This window comes from Actinoplanes sp. NPDC026670, assembly GCF_040638175.1.
Taxonomy (GTDB): Bacteria; Actinomycetota; Actinomycetes; order Mycobacteriales; family Micromonosporaceae; genus Actinoplanes.
The window spans coordinates 55,387-72,372 of record NZ_JBEZXU010000041.1; the positions used below are offsets into that span (position 1 = coordinate 55,387).

The 16,986-nt window shown below is 72.8% G+C and carries 12 protein-coding genes; 7 read left to right on the forward strand and 5 right to left on the reverse strand.

Annotated elements, in window-relative coordinates; all coding sequences use genetic code 11:
* The first annotated feature begins 1 nt into the window (after position 1).
* Complete coding sequence (locus AB0E94_RS33260; protein WP_360334606.1) at positions 2-322, forward strand: hypothetical protein; 321 nt, start codon at positions 2-4, stop codon at positions 320-322.
* A gap of 20 nt (positions 323-342) precedes the next feature.
* Here the strand turns inward: AB0E94_RS33260 and AB0E94_RS33265 are convergent, their stop codons facing one another.
* Entirely contained in the window at positions 343-1,878 is a 1,536-nt protein-coding gene (locus AB0E94_RS33265; protein ID WP_360334609.1) for a leucyl aminopeptidase, read from the reverse strand.
* A gap of 119 nt (positions 1,879-1,997) precedes the next feature.
* Between AB0E94_RS33265 and gcvT the strand changes: the two genes are divergently transcribed.
* Entirely contained in the window at positions 1,998-3,089 is a 1,092-nt protein-coding gene (gene gcvT / locus AB0E94_RS33270) for a glycine cleavage system aminomethyltransferase GcvT (RefSeq protein WP_360334611.1), read from the forward strand.
* 34 nt (positions 3,090-3,123) lie between these two features.
* Here the strand turns inward: gcvT and AB0E94_RS33275 are convergent, their stop codons facing one another.
* A complete protein-coding gene (locus AB0E94_RS33275) occupies positions 3,124-3,858 on the reverse strand; it encodes an adenosylcobinamide-GDP ribazoletransferase (protein ID WP_360334614.1) in 735 nt (244 codons plus the stop codon).
* A gap of 54 nt (positions 3,859-3,912) precedes the next feature.
* Entirely contained in the window at positions 3,913-5,781 is a 1,869-nt protein-coding gene (locus AB0E94_RS33280) for a bifunctional adenosylcobinamide kinase/adenosylcobinamide-phosphate guanylyltransferase (RefSeq protein WP_360334617.1), read from the reverse strand.
* Positions 5,782-5,864: 83 nt separating this feature from the next.
* Between AB0E94_RS33280 and AB0E94_RS33285 the strand changes: the two genes are divergently transcribed.
* Positions 5,865-6,062, forward strand: coding sequence for a hypothetical protein (locus AB0E94_RS33285; protein ID WP_317787771.1), 198 nt, complete (start codon positions 5,865-5,867; stop codon positions 6,060-6,062).
* Positions 6,063-6,072: 10 nt separating this feature from the next.
* Positions 6,073-6,894: a site-2 protease family protein gene (locus AB0E94_RS33290; protein ID WP_360334620.1), complete on the forward strand. Its 822-nt coding sequence runs from the start codon at positions 6,073-6,075 to the stop codon at positions 6,892-6,894.
* 4 nt (positions 6,895-6,898) lie between these two features.
* Here the strand turns inward: AB0E94_RS33290 and AB0E94_RS33295 are convergent, their stop codons facing one another.
* Complete coding sequence (locus tag AB0E94_RS33295; protein ID WP_360334623.1) at positions 6,899-7,897, reverse strand: aldo/keto reductase family protein; 999 nt, start codon at positions 7,895-7,897, stop codon at positions 6,899-6,901.
* A gap of 9 nt (positions 7,898-7,906) precedes the next feature.
* The gene (locus tag AB0E94_RS33300; RefSeq protein WP_360334626.1) at positions 7,907-11,881 is read right to left on the reverse strand and encodes a WG repeat-containing protein; all 3,975 of its coding nucleotides are present in this window, start codon (positions 11,879-11,881) and stop codon (positions 7,907-7,909) included.
* 2,218 nt (positions 11,882-14,099) lie between these two features.
* On the opposite strand from AB0E94_RS33300, the gene AB0E94_RS33305 reads away from it, so the two are divergent.
* The 3 genes from AB0E94_RS33305 to AB0E94_RS33315 are packed head-to-tail and all read left to right on the forward strand — an operon-like array spanning position 14,100 to position 16,670.
* A complete protein-coding gene (locus AB0E94_RS33305) occupies positions 14,100-14,930 on the forward strand; it encodes an ABC-2 family transporter protein (RefSeq protein ID WP_360334712.1) in 831 nt (276 codons plus the stop codon).
* On the forward strand, positions 14,923-15,723 hold the full coding sequence (locus AB0E94_RS33310; RefSeq protein WP_360334629.1) for an ABC-2 family transporter protein: 801 nt from the start codon (positions 14,923-14,925) through the stop codon (positions 15,721-15,723). The genes AB0E94_RS33305 and AB0E94_RS33310 overlap by 8 nt, the downstream gene beginning before the upstream one ends.
* A complete protein-coding gene (locus AB0E94_RS33315) occupies positions 15,720-16,670 on the forward strand; it encodes an ATP-binding cassette domain-containing protein (protein WP_360334631.1) in 951 nt (316 codons plus the stop codon). The genes AB0E94_RS33310 and AB0E94_RS33315 overlap by 4 nt, the downstream gene beginning before the upstream one ends.
* The last annotated feature ends 316 nt before the right edge of the window (positions 16,671-16,986 follow it).

A 16,986-nucleotide genomic window follows, 5' to 3' on the forward strand; every position in this document is an offset into this window, starting at 1 on the left:
AGTGGCTTGGTTTCGGCGGCGTCCCCGGGCCAGCGGACCCGGCGGCCGACAGGTCAACCAGGCCGATCTGGAGCATCTTACGCAATTCTTCCGGTCGAAGCAGGGAGTCGAGGCTTTCATCGAGCCACAGACGACAGTGACCGAGACCACCCTGTTGCTTGTGGCACACGACGGTGAATGGACCCGTCGCCGAATCGGCTCGCCCGATGTCGCGTGGAAATTCGCACACCAGCTCAGCATGCCGATCTACGACGTGAAACTCCTCGGCTATCCACAGCGGATGCGCGACTACAACGAACGGCAGCGGCGCCGCCCGGTCTGAGCCGGGCGGCGCCCGCCGCGTCAGGAGAGCTCGTCGACCAGCTGGAGGAAGGTGCGGACCGGGATGCCGGTGCCACCCTTCGTCCAGTAACCGTTCGCCTCACCGGTGTGGTAACTGGGGCCCGCGATGTCGATGTGCGCCCACTCCACGCCCTCGGCCACGAACTCGCGCAGGAACACGCCGCCCTGGAGCATGTGCCCGGCCCGGTCCATGTTCGCGTTGGTCTGGCAGATGTCGGCGATCTCCGACTCCATGCCCTTGCGCACGTCGTCCGGCAGCGGCATCCGCCAGGCCGGCTCGCCGACCGCCTTGCCGGCCGCCTCGACCAGCGCGGTCGCCTCGTCCGACCCCATCAGGCCGGCGATCCGCTTGCCCAGCGCGATCACCTGCCCGCCGGTCAGCGTCGACGTCTCGAACAGGTAGTCGGTGCCGTCCTCGCAGGCCCGGGCGATCGCGTCGGCCAGCACCATCCGGCCCTCGGCGTCGGTGTTGAACACCTCGACCCGCTTGCCGCCGTACATGGTGATCACGTCACCCGGCCGGTACGCCGAACCGGACGGCATGTTCTCCGCGATGGCCAGGTAACCGGAGACCGCGACACCCGGCTTGAGCTGGGCGATCGCGATCAGCGTGGCAGCCACGGCGGCCGCGCCGGCCATGTCCGACTTCATCTCCCACATGCCGGCGGCCGGTTTGATGCTGACGCCACCGGTGTCGAAGGTGATGCCCTTGCCGACCAGCGAGATCCGCTTCGGGTCGGTCACGCCGTCCGGCGTGTAGGTCAGCTTCACCAGCCGCGGCGGGGCCTCCGAGCCCTGCCCGACCGCCACGATGCCGCCGTACCCACCGGCCTTGAGCTGGTCGAAGTCGAGCACCTCGACACCGAGGCCGGCCTCGGTGGCGGCCGCCGCCACCTGGTCGGCCAGGTCGGCCGGGCGCAGCGCGTTCGGCGGGGTGTTCACCCAGTCCCGGGTCCGTCGCACCGCCGCGGCGACCACCTCGGCGCGGCGCAGCTCGGCCGCCGCCGCCTCGTCGGAGGCGTCCGCGACGTGCAGGCGCAGCTCGGCGACCGGGTCGCGGCGTCCCTTCTGCGGCTTGGTCTTGTAACCGGCGAAACGGTAGCCGCCGAGCAGGGCGCCCTCGAGCACGGCGCGCAGCACCGGCGGGGCGTCCGCGTCGTCGGGCACCGGCAGGGCCAGCACCACGGTGGCGCTGCCGGCCAGGGCGCGGACCGCCGCGCCGGCGCCGCGGCGCAGGGTCTCCAGGTCGGGGGCGGGGCCGTCCGGCTCGGCGCCGAGGCCGACCGCCACCAGCAGCGGCGCGGCGATCGTGCCGAGGGTGGCCAGCTTGGTCACCTCACCGGCGGCCCCGGTCGCGCCGAGCAGAGCCAGCGTCGAGATCAGCTTGCCGTCGAAGGCGGCGGTGATGCTCTCGGCGCCCGAGGCCGGCAACAGGGTGCCTGCCTCGTCTGGCTGGCTGTGCAGGCCGATGACGATCGCATCGACCGCCGATTCGGCCGGGTCGGTGTCGACCAGGCTGAGGCTGGGCTGGGTCACTCGGACTCTCCGGACGTCTTGGCAGGAACAGCGCCGGTAGGCGTGCTCCCGGCTATTGGGAAAACGGTGTTGTCCCCGCGACTCTAATGCCGCCCAAGGTCACCGGTAAGTTGAGTCTCATGTCTTCCGCGCCGCTTCAGTCTCCGCTGCACGATCGCCACGTCACCCTCGGCGCGAAGTTCGCAGCGTTCGGCGGCTGGGACATGCCCCTGGAGTACGCCGGGGGTGGCGTCCTGAAAGAACACGCCGCGGTCCGCGAGGCCGCCGGCGTCTTCGACGTGTCGCACCTGGGCAAGGCCCGTGTCCGGGGCGCCGGGGCGGCCGCTTTCGTCGACTCCTGCCTGACCAACGACCTCGGCCGGATCACCCCCGGCCAGGCGCAGTACACGCTGTGCTGCGACGAGTCCGGCGGCGTCGTCGACGACCTGATCGCCTACCTGCACGGCGACGACCACGTCTTCCTGATCCCGAACGCGGCGAACACCGCCGAGGTCGTCCGCCGGCTCGCCGCCGCCGCGCCGGCCGGCCTGACCGTCACCGGCGAGCACCGCGACCACGCGATCCTCGCCGTCCAGGGCCCGCAGTCGGCGGAGATCCTCGGCAAGCTCGGCCTGCCTGCCGGGCACGGCTACATGTCGTTCGTCACCGCGTCGTTCGGCGGCGCCGAGCTCACCGTCTGCCGTACCGGGTACACCGGCGAGCACGGCTACGAACTGGTCGTCGGGTGGGACGACGCGCCCGCGGTGTGGGACGCGGTGATCGGCGCCGGGGTGCGCCCGTGCGGGCTCGGCGCCCGGGACACGCTGCGCACCGAGATGGGCTATCCGCTGCACGGCCAGGACCTCAGCCTCGACATCAGCCCGGTGCAGGCGCGTTCCGGGTGGGCGGTCGGCTGGGGCAAACCCGCCTTCTGGGGACGAACGGCCCTTCAGGCCGAGAAGACCGCCGGTCCGCGCCGGCAACTGCGCGGCCTGGAGCTCACCGGCCGCGGCATCCCACGAGGACACATGCGGGTGTACGCGGGGGAGCACCCGATCGGCGAGACGACCAGTGGCACCTTCTCGCCGACCCGTAAGGTGGGCATCGCGCTGGCTTTGATCGACACCGCGGCCGCCCTGGCCGACGGTGACCTGGTCGCCATCGACATCCGTGGCCGCCGCACCGAGGCCCGCCTGGTGAAGCCGCCCTTCGTGACCCCGTCCGTCCGCTGAATCAGCCCTCCGGCCGGCTCGCACCGAGCCGGGTTCAGGACAGGGTCACCAGCACGAGGGTGAGCGTCACGGCCAGCTCCACGGACGCCCCCAGCACGTCGCCGGTGATGCCGCCGAATCGCCGTACCGCATGACGGAGAAGCAGGACCACCGCGAACAGTGACGCGGCGACGGCGGCCGGCCCCTGCCACGGGCGGTCCGGAACCGCGGCAAGCCCGATCGCACCGACGAACGCCGCGCCCGCCGCCACCGCCCAGAGCGGCACCGTGGACGCCACCATCGCGCCCAGCCCCTCCGGGCGGGCCGGCGGCACCCCGCGGCGGCAGGCGGCGCTCACCGCGAGCCGCCCGGCCGCCCAGGCCGTCACGATCGCCCACGGCCCGGCGGCGGCCACCGCAGCGGCCTGAACGAGCACCGTGGCACAGAGCGCCACCACGCCGAACGGCCCGATGTCCGGCTTCTTCATGATCTCCAGGGCGGCGGGGCCCGAGCGGTACGACCCGAGCGCGTCCACCGTGTCCGCGAGCCCGTCCAGATGCAGCCCACGGGTCAGCAGCGCACCCGCCGCAACGGTCAGCCCGGCCGCGACCAGCTCCGGCGACCCGGCCGCCCGCAGACCGGTGTGCAGCCCGGCCAGGGCCAGCCCCAGCAGCGCCCCCACGACCGGCGCCACCGACATCGCCACCGCGGCGGCCGCCCGATCCACCCGGCCGGCACGCACCGGCAGCACGGTCAGCGTCGTGACCGCCAGGCGAACCCCGTCAAACACCCCGCACCGCCGGCGTCAGCCCGTCAGACATTGCGCACCGCAGGCGGTAGCCCGTCAAGCACCCCACTCCGTACGCGGGCTGATCGCATTGAACGCCGCGGTGTTGAACGGCAGATCCGGGCCGTCGTCGTCGAGATCGGCATCGTCGTCATCGGGCACCTCGTCGTCCTCGTCGAGGCCGTCGTCACCGACTTCGCCGAGCATCGCCGGGTGCACCGGCAGCGCCGCCGCCAGCCCGATCGCGGTCCGCAGCACCGGCAGCACGGTCAGCGCGTTGGCGCCCTCGCCGAGGTCCAGCCCGACCTGGAGCACCGGGGTCAGCCCGAGCACGTCGGCGCCCTGCTTGACCAGCGCCAGCGTGCCCGCCTCGGGCAGCAGGCACCAGTGCCGGGTCTGGCTGGCCAGGTCACGGGCGACCAGCCCGGCGGCGATCCCGAGCGGGCCGTCGACCAGCACCGGGATGCGACGGGCGGCGGCGCCCAGCAGCAGGCCGGTCGCGACCGCCACGTCGAGGCCGCCGACCTGCCGCAGGATGTCGACGGCGCCACGCGGCTCCTGCCGGATCCGGTGCAGCGCGTCGCGGATCGCGGCGCAGCGAGCCATCCAGGCGGCGTCGTCGAAGCGGGCGCCGGGCACCTGCACCCGGGGCAGGGTGGCGACCGGCTCGGCGCCGGTGGTGGCGGCCAGCACCGCGGTCGCGGCCGCCTCGACACCGGCTGAGATGCCGGCGAGCACGATCACGTCCCGGCCGGCGTCGGCGGCGCTGTCGGCGAGCCGCCAGCCGTCCCGCAGCGCGGCCTCGACCTCCCGCTCCGAGGTGACCGGGCCGTCCTCCATCGCGCCGGTGGCCGCGGTGCGCAGCACCGAGATGTCGGCGCCGGCCGGACCGGCCAGCCGGCCCAGCAGCCCGACGCCCAGCTCGGCTTCGGCGATCCGGCGTTCCACGTCGGCGGTGTCGGCGCCGGCCACCGCCCCACCGGTACGCCGCCCGCCGATCACCACCACCCGGACACCCGTCCAGGCGCGCGGGGTGACCGAGCTCTGGGTGGCCGCCGCGAACTCGATCGCCTCGCCGAGCGCGCCCAGCCCGCCGCCCGGCAGGTCCAGCCCGGACAGGCGCTCCCGCGCGTCCGGCCCGGCGTCGGCGCTCGGCAGCGGCAGGTCCATGCCCGGCTTGATCTCGGTGAGCCCGGACGCCACCAGCGGCAGCGTCATGGTGGCCCCGCTGAGCGCGCTGACCGGCGCCGCGACCGGCTCCGGCTCGGCCACCGGCTCGACCACGGTGACCGGCGGCGGGGGCGGGGGCGGCGGCGCCGGGGTGGCCGGGGTCGGCACCGCGATCGGACGGGAGGCCACCCGTGGGGCCTGCACCGGCTCGGCCGAGCCCTTCAGCCAGGTGGTCTGCCCGGCGACCACCAGCGCCACCGCGTCGACCGCCTCGGCCAGCGCCTGGTTGGTGGCGCCCAGCGCGTCGGCGAACGCCCGCCCGACCGGTGTGACCGGCACCAGCGACAGCCCGACCTCGGGGCTGACCAGCACCACCCGCGCCGCGGTGGCCCGGACGGCCGCGGCCAGCGCCGCCACGTCGGCCTCGTCGTCGTTGGGCTGCCGGGCCGGGTTGAGCACGGCCGCCACCCAGCCGCCGAGGTCGTCGACGAGCACCGTCTCGCCCGGCCCGGCCTGGCGCAGCAGTCCGGTGAGCGCGGCCGGGTCGGCGCCGGTCTCCTCGGTCGTCCAGGACTGGGGGCGCCGCCGCTGGTGCGCCTCGATCCGGGCCTGCCACTCGGGGTCGTCCTCGCCGCCGACAGCGGTCGCCACGTATCGCACCGAGGGGGCGCCGGAGATGAGTGACTCGGCGAACCCGGACTTGCCGGAGCGGATACCACCGAGCACCAGAACCGTGTTCCACCGATCTTCGGACATGCCCCGTACCTTAGAGCCGGGTCGCACAGCCGGAACCCGTAGGGTGGAAGCCCACCGAGGTACTGACGTGAGGGGGCGGCTGCATGCCGTGGAGTTGGCGGTACGAGGACGTCGACGGCAAGACGGTCGACGGCCCGGACGAGTCGTTCAGCAGTCAGGCCGACGCCGAGTCCTGGATCGGGCAGGAGTGGCGGCAGTTGCAGGCCGCCGGGGTCAGCACGGTCATCCTCGTCGAGGACGACCGGGTCGACTACCAGATGAGCCTGCTCCCGGCGGAGTGAGCGGGCTGCCGTGACGTACGAACCGGTCTACACCCGTACACCGCGCAACGCCTTCGTGCCGAGCCCGGTCTTCGTCGGCATCGTCGCGGTCTTCGTCGTGACAGGCGTGATGACCTGGACGAATTTCGGCAACGTCGGCTTCGACGTGTTCCTGTTCGTGATCTCGGGCTGGGTGATCTCGCTCTGCCTGCACGAGTACGCACATGCCGTGACCGGCTACTTCTCCGGTGACCTGACCGTCGCCGAGCGGGGTTACCTGCGGCTCAACCCGTTGAAGTACACCCATCCGCTGCTCTCCATCGTGCTGCCGGTGATCGTGGTGATCCTCGGCGGCATCGGCCTGCCCGGCGGCGCCGTCTGGATCGACCACCGGTACATCCAGAGCAAGGTGAAGGACTCGCTGATCAGCGCGTCCGGCCCGCTCACCAACGTGCTGCTCGCGGTGATCGTGGCGACGCCGTTCCTGTTCGGCCTGGCGCCCGAGGTGGTGCCGACCGGCCTGGGCCAGGCCGCCCTCACCGACAACAGTCACGGCGCCTTCTGGGCGGCTCTGGCCCTGCTCGCCTTCCTCCAGGTGACCGCGAGCGTGCTCAACTTCCTGCCGGTCCCCGGGCTGGACGGCGGCAGCATCATCTCCCCGTGGTTCAGCCCCGCCTACCAGCGCGCCTGGAACCTGATGGCGCCCTGGGGCTTCCTGGTGCTGTTCCTGCTGCTCTGGCAGACCGACGTGGGCGTGTGGTTCTTCACCTTCGTCGACTGGCTGGCCGAGCTGCTCGGCATCGACTCACGCCTTTACGGCGCCGGGTTCAGCCTGATGCGTTTCTGGGAGTGACGGGTCACGGACGTCTGGCCGGGCTGGAGGTGAGCGACGGGTCGCGGGTCACGACCGGCTCCACGATCTCGTCGATCGCCTTCAGCAGGCCGTCGTCCAGTTTCACCCCGGACGCCTTGACGTTGTCCCGGACCTGTTCGGGCCGGGACGCGCCGATGATCGCCGCGGAGACGTTCGGGTTCTGCAGCACCCACGCCACCGCCAGCTGAGCCGTGGTCAGGCCGGCCTCGTCGGCCAGCGGTTTCAGCCGGGCGACCGCGTTCAGCACGTCGTCCTCCATCCAGCGGGCGATGAACCCGGCGCCGGACTTCTCGTCGGTGGCCCGTGACCCGGCCGGCGGCTGCTCCCCGGCCCGGTACTTCCCGGTCAGCACCCCCTGCGCCAGCGGTGACCAGACGATCTGGCCCAGTCCCAGCTCCTGCGAGGCCGGCACCACCTCGGCCTCGATCACCCGCCACAGCATCGAATACTGCGGCTGGTTCGACACCAGCCGGACCCGTAGCTCCCGGGCCAGTGGCGCGGCCGCCCGGATCTGCTCGGCGGTCCACTCGGACACCCCGATGTAGTGCGCCTTGCCGGCCCGCACCACGTCGGCGAACGCCTCCATGGTCTCGTCGAGCGGCGTGTGATGGTCGAACCGGTGTGCCTGGTAGAGGTCCACGTAGTCGGTGCCGAGGCGGCGCAGCGACCCGTCGATCGACTCCAGGATGTGCTTGCGGGAAAGGCCACTGTCGTTGGCGCCCGGCCCGGTCCGCCAGAACACCTTCGTGAAGATCTCCAGGCCGGCCCGGCGTTCGCCTTTCAGCGCCCGGCCCAGCACCTCCTCGGCGCGCGTTCCCGCGTACACGTCGGCGGTGTCGAAGGTGGTGATGCCGGAGTCGAGGGCCGCGCGCACGCACGCGAGCGCGGCCTCCTCCTCCACCTGCGAACCATGGGTGATCCAGTTGCCGTAGGCGATCTCGCTGACCAGAAGGCCGGAACGGCCGAGATGACGAAACTCCATCCCCTCAGCCTAGAGAACCGGGCGGCTCTCCTCCGGCAGCGTTTCGACGACCGTCTCCGGAGCCGGGTGCCCCATGTCGACGAGCGGCGTGCCGGCCCGATCCAGCGCGCCCCACAGCCCGGCCGCGTTCCGCACCAGGAACGCCGCCGGATGGATCACCACGGCCGCGTGCACCGGATCCACCACGATCCGCCCGGCCCGGTCCAGCACACCGAACCGGTCACCGGCGTCGACGACGGCCAGCCCCTCGTCGGTGAACCCGTCGATCGACCCGCCGACGTGCAGCGCCGTCACGAACTGCTGGTACAGCGGCGTCACCGCGAACCGCCCGTGCCGGTCGACGGCGCCCCACACGCCACCCTGCCGGACCACGGCCAGCCCGCGCCGGAACGGTTTCGCGTCCTCGAACCCGCCGGCCGGCACGACCAGCCGGTTGTCCCGGTCGATCGCGAACCAGCCACCCTGATCCTGCCGGGTCACCCAGGCCAGCCCTTCGGCGAACCGGGTCACCCCGACATAGCCGTGCGCCGACGCGATGATCAGCTCCCCGGCCGGGTCGATCAGCTCCCACGCCGCCGAGTCCGGCCGCCGGACCCAGGCCAGGCCCTCGGCGAACGGCTGCGCCTCGGCGAACCGGGGTTCGACCGCGGCCGCGTACCCCCACAGCCCGGCGCCGTCGTCGAGCAGCGGCACCGGCGCGGCGGGCAGCCCCAGGATCTCGTCCCGGGTCCGCGGATAGGGACCCCAGCCGGCCGCCCCGGAACGCCTGGAGATCGCGTCCAGCGCCAGCTCGACCCGTTCCACCAGCTCCGGGTCGTCGCCACGGCGTACGTCGAGCGCATGTTCGAAGTGGTTGACCGCCTCCAGATAGCGGCCCTGCTCGTAGGCCGACCGCCCGGCCAGCTCGCAGATCTCCGCCCGGGTCCGCGGCGGCAGCTCGGGCGAGTCGGCGTCCGCGTACAGCCGGTCCGCCTCCTCGAACTCGCCCCGCCACTGGAGAACGTGCGCGAGCCGCGCCTGCGCGATCGCCCTGGTCCGCAACTCCCCGGACGCCTCGGCGTGCCGCAGCCCCTCCCGCCCGTCGGCGAGCGCGTCGTCCAACTCGCCGACGATCCGGTGCACCACGGCCCGCAGGCTGAGCAGCCCGGCCCGCACGTTGTCCCGTTCGGCGAACTCCAGCCGGTCGGTCAGCCGGTCCGCGACATCCCACAGCCGGTCCGGTTCGTCCACCTGCTCGCGCAGCGTCTGCGGATCGTAGGTCCACGGATAGGCGGCCAGGATCTGCTCCGGATCGGCCCGCCTCCGGTCCGCCGGCGCCCGCTGGTCCCGCCGCTGCCGAACCGGCTCGACCCGCCCGGCATCCTCCGCCTCCGGCGGCGCGGTCCGCGACGTGTTCCCGGCCGGCGTCTCAGCCGCGCTCCCGCTCGCTGTCTCCGACGTCACATCCTGCTGCGGTACGGCCAAAGCCCCGCCCGCCACGTCCCCGGAGGGGTCGCCGCTCCCGTCCGCCGCCGAGTCCCGCCCGTCCGAGTCAGCCACCGCATCGTCAGGCGCCGTGATCTCCTGGGCGTTATCAGCGGTTTCGCCGGATTCGTGCCTGCTTGGCGCCGACTCCTGCTCGACGTCGGCCGTCTCCGCAGCCGGTTCCGCCGCAGCAGCCTCCGGCTCCGGCTCCGGCTCCGGCTCCGGCTCCGGCTCGATCGCACCGGTCTCCGGCTCGACAGCCTCCGGCTCCGCGATGATCGCGACGGTTGCTGGGTCGCCGGCTTCCGGTTCCGTGGCGATCGCGACGGTTTCCGGCTCCGTGTGGATCGCGACGGTTTCCGGCTCCGCATGGATCGTGACGGTCTCCGGCTCCGCGTGGATGACAGCGGTTTCCGGCTCCGCGTGGATGGTGACGGTTTCCGGCTCCGCATGGATCGCGGCGGTCTCGGGCTCCGTGTGGATCGCGGCGGTCTCCGGTTCCGGGTGGATGACAGCGGTTTCCGGCTTCGCGTGGATGGCGACGGTTTCCGGCTCCGCATGGATCGCGGCGGTCTCGGGCTCCGCGTGGATGGCGGCGGTCTCCGGTTCCGGGTGCAGCATGACCGTCTGAGGCTCGGAGCTCAGCAGAACGGTGTCCCCATCGGGATCCAGGACAGCCGTCTCCTCATCCGCGGAGAACACGACGGTGTCCGGCTCGGCCGAGACGACTACAGTCTCGGGCTCGGCATCGAAGAGAACGGTCACCGGCTCCGTGTGAAGCGTGACGGTCTCCGGTTCCCCGATGATCAGAGCCGTGTCCGGCTCCACGACGTCGACGGCATCGTCCGACAGCGGCTGCGCCACCGCCGAGACCACGGTGATCTCGTCATCCGGGGACTCCGTGCCGGCCGAGTCGGTCGACGGCGGATTCGGAACCGCAGCAGCCTTGATCCGAACGATCTGCATCGTCGAAGTGAGATCCGGCTCCTCATCGCCCGCCGGCCAGCCATCGCCATCCGTCGACGAGGCAGCCGGGATCGGCTCGTCATTCCCCGAACCCGGGTCCTCGCCGGAATCCGAACCCGCAGCCACTTCGGCCGGGAGCCCGTGCAGCATCGAGGTCAGATCCTCATCGTCAGAAACCGCGCCCACCGCCGGGAAGCCGATCCCGGCAACCGCGGTGGCGTCATCGGAACCGGCCTCATCAGTCCGGCTCGTTTCCTCGGCAGCCGCGATCCCGGCCGGCTGGGAAGCCTCATCATCGGCCGTCATCCGGCCGGAAAGTTCCGGCTCGTCCCCGATTCCGTCACCCGGGGCGAGTTCAGCAGAGGTGGGCGTGTATTCAAGGATCGCCGACCCAGCCGAGGGCACCGCCTCCCGATCGTCCACAAGATCGGCGTCCGAAGTCGCTGGCCACTCAGCCGGGTAGGCCTCGACCGCAACGCGATCCGCCGAAGCCGCATCAGCCGAATCCACGCCGGCCACCTCAGCCGAACGCGCAGCAGGCGTAAACCCAGGCGGCGCCGGAACCACCTGGGCCGGAGCGGTCTGCGCCGGAACCGTCTGGGCCGGAACCGTCTGGGCCGGAACCGTCTGGGCCGGAGTGGCCTGCGCCGGAGCGGTCTGGGCCGGGGTGGTCTGCGTCGGAGTGGCCTCGGCCGGGGTGGTCTCGGCCGGGGTGGTCTGCGCCGGATCCGTCGGTGCCGGAGCGGTCGCGGTTGATGCCGGTTCCGGCTGCGCGGAAACGTCGCCGGCCGGTGCGGAAGCCGTTTCGCTGTCGTCGGCTTCGGGCTCGGCGATGCCGGAGGCCCCGGCGTCGCCCCACGCGAACCAGGTGTGTGGCCGGTCTTCGGGTTCGACACTCTCGACGGGCGCTGCCGCTTCGGCTTCGGGTGCCGGGGTGGTCGCCCCGAGCCCGCTCTGCGACAGCAGCCATCCGAGCCCGTGGGCCCCCGAATCGTCCGACGAGCTTCCGGCCGGGGCCGATTCGCCGGTCGCCGAAGCGCCACCGGTCTCCGCCGCAAGCGGCTGCGCGAGCCCCGATTCGACGGGCGTCTCCGGGCCGGTCCGCGGCCCTACCACCGACCTCTGCCCGGTTTCGGAATGCAGCCCGGCCGGACGCTGACCGGTCTCCGGACCGTGCCCGCCGGCCGCAGGCGCGCCCGGAACGGCTGATGCCGGCCCACGCGGGTCGATCGCCCGGGTGGAGTCCTCGACCGGCCCGAGCCCTTCGCTGCCGGCCCGCCGCCGAAGCCCGAACGGACGTGTCGGGTCGTCCGGGTCGGAAACACCGTCGTGGCGTCCACCCGGACTCGTGCCCTGCACCAGCCGGCGAGGGTCGAGCGGCCGGGTCGGGTCCTGCTCGTCATGGCCGCGCTCACCGAAGCCGCTCGCCCCGGCCGGTTCCTGCCCACGCGGGAACGAGACTCCGGCCTCGTGCCCGGCTGCCCCGACCGGTCCGGAAGCGGGCCCGACACCCGTCGGAGCCCCCGGTCCCCGGCTCGGGACCGAACCCGGCACCCCGATCGCCTGAGTAGCCTCCGGCCACTGCTGACCATGCGGGTGGCCGGCCACGGGCCCGGAGACCGGCGCAGCTGAAGTGCGCGAGTCAACGCCAGCCGGGCCGGAATGCGGCGTGGCACCGGCGTGGGTCGCCGGAGCCGGGCTGGAATGCGGCGTGGCACCGGCGTGGGTCGCCGGACCAACGGGCCCGGAGACCGGCGCGTTCCCGGTGCGCGGGCCGACCCCGCTCGGCGGGGTGACCTGGGCGTTTCCGGTGCGCGGGCCGGCTGCGGCCGGACCGGAGACCGGGTTGACCCCGGAACGGGAGTCGCGCGCCGCAGGGCTCGAAACCGGTGCGACGCCGGGCGTCGTGTAGGCCGACGGCGCGGAGACCGGCGCGGACGTGCCGGGCCCGCGCAGCACCTGCCTGGCCTCCGGCCCCGGCTGCACGTGCGGGAACGCCGCGCCCGGAGCCGCCGGCCCGGAATCCGGACCCCGGACCACAGGGACGCCCGCTCCAGAAGCCGGACCAGCCGCACCGGGCCCACCCGGAGGACCGCCCGCACCGGGCCTGCCCGAGCCAGGACCGCCGACACCGGGACCGCCCGAGCCAGGACCGCCGACACCGGGACGGCCCGCGCCGGGAGCGCCCATGCCAGGGCCGCCTGAGCCGGGACCACGAGAGCCGGGGGCGTTCGACGCGGGGCCGCCGGAACCAGGGCCGTGCGGGCCGGGGCCGTAGGGGGTTGCCACTCCGGAGACCGGGGCGACGCCGCCGGCCGTTCCGCGGTTCTGGGTGGGCACGGACATGCCGGGGCCCTGGCCGGGAACGGCCGGGTAGACGGCTGCGGGCGCGACCGGCTGCGACGGGGTGACGCGGGTCGGCTGCGGCGCCGGACGGGCGGGTGCCGGGGAGTTCCGGTCCTGCGGCGCGGGGCGCAGGTCGAACGGCGCGTCCGGGGTGCGGCCTTCGCGTGGTGTGCGGCGGTCGTCGGTGTATGCCGGGAAAGCGTCAGCGGGCGCCGGACGTGCGGCGCCGTAGGCCGGTCCGACCGGCGACGCCGGGCCGGAAACCGGGCGCGGGTCTCCACTCTGCCGTGGAATCTGCTGCTCCGGAGCCGGCCGGCGACCCTGGAAGCCGGGTTCCTGATCGGGCCGCCCACGACCGGGTGGGAACCCGCCCGATGCCGCGGGCGCGACCGGGCCACCGAAACGGCCTGGCTCATGCCGTCCGGGATGTCCTTCATGACGACCGGGCGCACCTTCGTGCCGCCCCGGCCCCGGACGCCCCGCCACCCCAGGGGCCCCCGGCCCACCGTGCACGGGAGCACCCGGCCCACCGTGTCCCGGCTGTCCCGGCCCCCCATGCCCAGGCTGGCCGGGCCCACCGTGCCCTGGCTGGCCGGGCCCACCGTGCCCTGGCTGGCCGGGCCCACCGTGCCCAGGCTGGCCGGAAGGCCCGGGACCGCGCTGCCCGGCAAACCCGGGACCGGGCTGCCCAGAGGGACCCGGCCCACCGTGCGGCCCGGGACCGGGCGCCCCGGAACCGGGACGCCCCGGCCCACCGAACTGTCCGCCGGCGGAAGAGCCGGAAGCAGGTCCGGAGCCCGGCCCGCGCCCCCATCCACCCCCGTCTGGAGCACGTCCAGGCGAAACCGGAGCCGACGCCCCGTAGACCGGCACACCCCCGCGCCGCTGTTCGGGCATGGGGTGGCCCGGCCGGTTCCAGGAGGGCTCATCCCGGGGCGGCTGCGGCGGGCCGGCGGGTCCGCGTGATTCGGGGCGCGTCTCCTCGTACCGTGACTGATTTTGATCGGGCGATCCGGACCACGACGAACCCGGAACCGACGCGCGGCCCGCCGGGCTGATCGGCGCTGAGCTGGCCGGTGCGGAGCTGGCCGGCGCGGAGCCGCCGCGCGACGCCTCGTAGACGGGCGTGTGCACGGCCTTGCGGCGGCCGGGGTCGCCGGGATAGCGCTGACCGGGCAGCGGCTCCCACTCCCAGGTGATCTCGTAGACCCAGGCGGGTTCGTCGCCCCAGCTGTCGCCCGGCCGGGAGCCCCAACCGTTCATCGGGCGTGACCCGTCGAATGGCAACGCTCCGTCACGGCGAACTCCACCTGTCAGAAAATGTGCCGCGCCCGGCCGGGGACCCGCGTAGAGTCGCCCGGCTCCGTCGCGGGGGTCTGGAAAGGAGATTAACTGCGTGTGCCAGAGAGACGCCAGCGTGCCGACGATCTCTCGAATCGGTCCGTTCCGCGCCTACGTCACTACTTTCGGTGCGCTGACCGGGTCAGGTTTCCGGCGGTACGCCACCTACCGGCAAGCCACCATAGCCGGAACGTTCACGAACATCGTGTTCGGCTTCCTCCGCTGTTACGTGCTGCTCGCGGTGGCCGCGGAGGCGGCCGGGCAGAGGCCCGCGGGGTACGACGCCGAGCAGCTCGCGCTCTACGTCTGGGTGGGCCAGGGTCTACTGAGTGTCATCGGTATCTGGGGTTGGACCGAGCTGGCCGACCGGATCCGTTCCGGCGACATCGCGGCCGACCTGTTACGTCCGATCGCCCCGGTGACCGGCTATCTCGCCGCTGACCTGGGCCGGGCACTGTATTGCATGCTGACCAGGTTCGGTCCGCCGCTGCTGGCCGGCGCCCTGTTCTTCCCGCTGCACACCCCGGCCCGGTGGCAGACGGTTCCGCTGTTCGCGGTCTCGGTGATTCTGGCCGTGGTGATCTGCTTCGGCTGCCGTTATGTCGTCAACGCGACCGCGTACTGGCTCCAGGACGCGCGCGGCCCGATCATGCTGTGGACGCTGGGTTCGGGTGTGCTGGGCGGCCTGTACTTCCCGTTGCGCCTGCTGCCGGAGGAGTTCGTGGTGGCGCTGTGGGTGCTGACTCCGCTGCCGAGCCTGTTGCAGACGCCACTCGACGTGATCGCCGAACGGGACGGCCCGGCGTTGCAGGCCGGCCTGGTGGGCCTTCAGCTGCTGTGGGCGGCCGGGATCCTGGCGTTCGCCGCCCTGGTCCAGCGGCGGGCCGAGAAACGCCTGGTGGTGCAGGGTGGGTGAGCTGCGGGCGTATGTCGCTCTCGGGTCGGCGCAGCTGCGGTCGGCGACGTCGTACCGGGCGTCGTTCCTGGTGGAGCTGTTCGGCAATGTCGGCGCGACGGTGTTCGACGTGCTCACCGTGCTGGTGCTGTTCCGGGCCACCCCGGCGGTCGGCGGGTTCAGCCTGCGCGAGGCGATGCTGATCGTGGGGCTCAGTTCGGCCGGGTTCGCGCTGGCCGATCTCACGGTCGGCAACGTGGACCGGCTGAAGACCTACGTGCGGGCCGGGACACTGGACGCGGTTCTGGTCCGGCCGCTGCCCGCGTTGCCGCAGCTGCTGCTCATGGACCTGCCGGTGCGCAAGGCGCTGCGGGTGGTGTTCGGATTCACAGTGCTGGGCGTGGCGGTCGCCGCCAACCACGTCGACTGGACACCGGGCCGGGTGCTGCTGGTCGTGGTCACCCCGGTCGCGGCGGCGGTCTTCTTCGGGTCGATCTTCGTGCTCAGCGCCAGCCTGGCGTTCTGGTGGGTCGATTCCGGGGAGATCGGATCCGCGTTCACCTACGGCGGGCGCGACTTCACCTCGTACCCCATCTCGGTTTATGGCGGTTGGTTCCGCAACCTTTTCGCGTACGCCCTGGGTTTCGGTTTCGTCGCCTATCAGCCGGCGCTCGCGTTGCTCGGCCGGGCCGATCCGCTCGGTCTGCCGGCCTGGGCCGGCTTCCTGTCTCCGCTGGTCGCGGTCGGTGCGGCGGCGATCGCCGCGGCGGTCTGGCGCACCGGCATCCGTCACTACCGGAGCACCGGCTCATGATCAAAATGCAAGACCTTCAAAAAGATTTCACGGTACGGGTGAAAGCCGGCCGATTCCGGCGGAGGAAACGGACGGTGGCCGCCGTGGACGGGGTCAGCCTCACCATCGAACGCGGTGAGATGGTCGGTTACATCGGCCCGAACGGCGCCGGCAAGTCGACCACCCTGAAGATGCTCACCGGTGTGCTGACCCCCACATCCGGGGAGGTGTCGGTGTGCGGCCTGGCGCCGGTGCCGCAGCGCACGAGACTGGCGCTGCGGATCGGGGTGGTCTTCGGCCAGCGCTCGCAACTGTGGTGGGACCTGCCGTTGCGTGAGTCGTTCGAGCTGCTCCGGCACATCTACCGGGTGCCGGCCGCCGAGCACGCTGCTCGTCTCCGCCGGTGCCGGTCGCTGCTCGACCTGGACGAGTTCCTGGACACCCCGGTCCGGCAGCTGTCCCTGGGCCAGCGGATGCGCGGCGAACTGACCGCGGCCCTGCTGCACGGCCCGGAGGTGCTGTTCCTGGACGAGCCGACGATCGGCCTGGACGTGGTGAGCAAACAGGCGGTCCGCTCGTTCCTGGCCGAGCTGGGCGCCACCGGTGACGTCACCCTGGTGCTGACCACCCACGACCTGGCCGACATCGAACGCCTCTGCGAACGTCTCGTGGTGATCGACCACGGCCGGGTGGTGCACGACGGCAGCATCGAGGCACTGCACGCCAGATACGGCTCCCGCCGCACCCTGGTCGCCGATCTGGAACAGCCGTTGCCGTCCGGCTTCGCCCTGCCGGGTGCCGTGCTCACGAACGTGACCGCTAATGGTCATCGTGCGACGTTCGCGCTGGAGTCGACGACTGCGGCCGCTGCGGTGGGCGCGCTGGTCGCCGCGGTCCCGGTGCGCGACCTCTCCCTGCTGGAGCCGGACATCGAGGACGTGGTGGCCCGCCTGTACGCCGACCGTTAGCCGCTCGCACCCCGCTGACCACGCTGCGCAACGGCTGGTCGGGACCGCGAGCCGTCGCTCACCGTCCTTTCGGGTGTCCTTTTACCGTGCTGGGCGACGGCTGGTCGTCGTCCGAGACCGTGAGCCGTCGCTCACCGTCCTTTCGGGCGTCCTTTTACCGTGCTGGGCGACGGCTGGTCGTCGTCGGGGACCGTGAGCCGTCGCTCACCGCGCTTTCGGGTGTCCTTTTACCGTGCTGGGCGACGGCTGGTCGTCGTCGGGGACCGTGAGCCGTCGCTCACCGCGCTTTCGGGTGTCCTTTTACCGTGCTGGGCGA

Coding starts and splice junctions, on each gene's coding strand:
- gcvT (WP_360334611.1), top strand. CDS start 1,998: ATGTCTTCCGCGCCGCTTCAGTCTCCGCTGCACGATCGCCACGTCACC.
- AB0E94_RS33280 (WP_360334617.1), bottom strand. CDS start 5,781: ATGTCCGAAGATCGGTGGAACACGGTTCTGGTGCTCGGTGGTATCCGC.
- AB0E94_RS33285 (WP_317787771.1), top strand. CDS start 5,865: ATGCCGTGGAGTTGGCGGTACGAGGACGTCGACGGCAAGACGGTCGAC.
- AB0E94_RS33295 (WP_360334623.1), bottom strand. CDS start 7,897: ATGGAGTTTCGTCATCTCGGCCGTTCCGGCCTTCTGGTCAGCGAGATC.
- AB0E94_RS33315 (WP_360334631.1), top strand. CDS start 15,720: ATGATCAAAATGCAAGACCTTCAAAAAGATTTCACGGTACGGGTGAAA.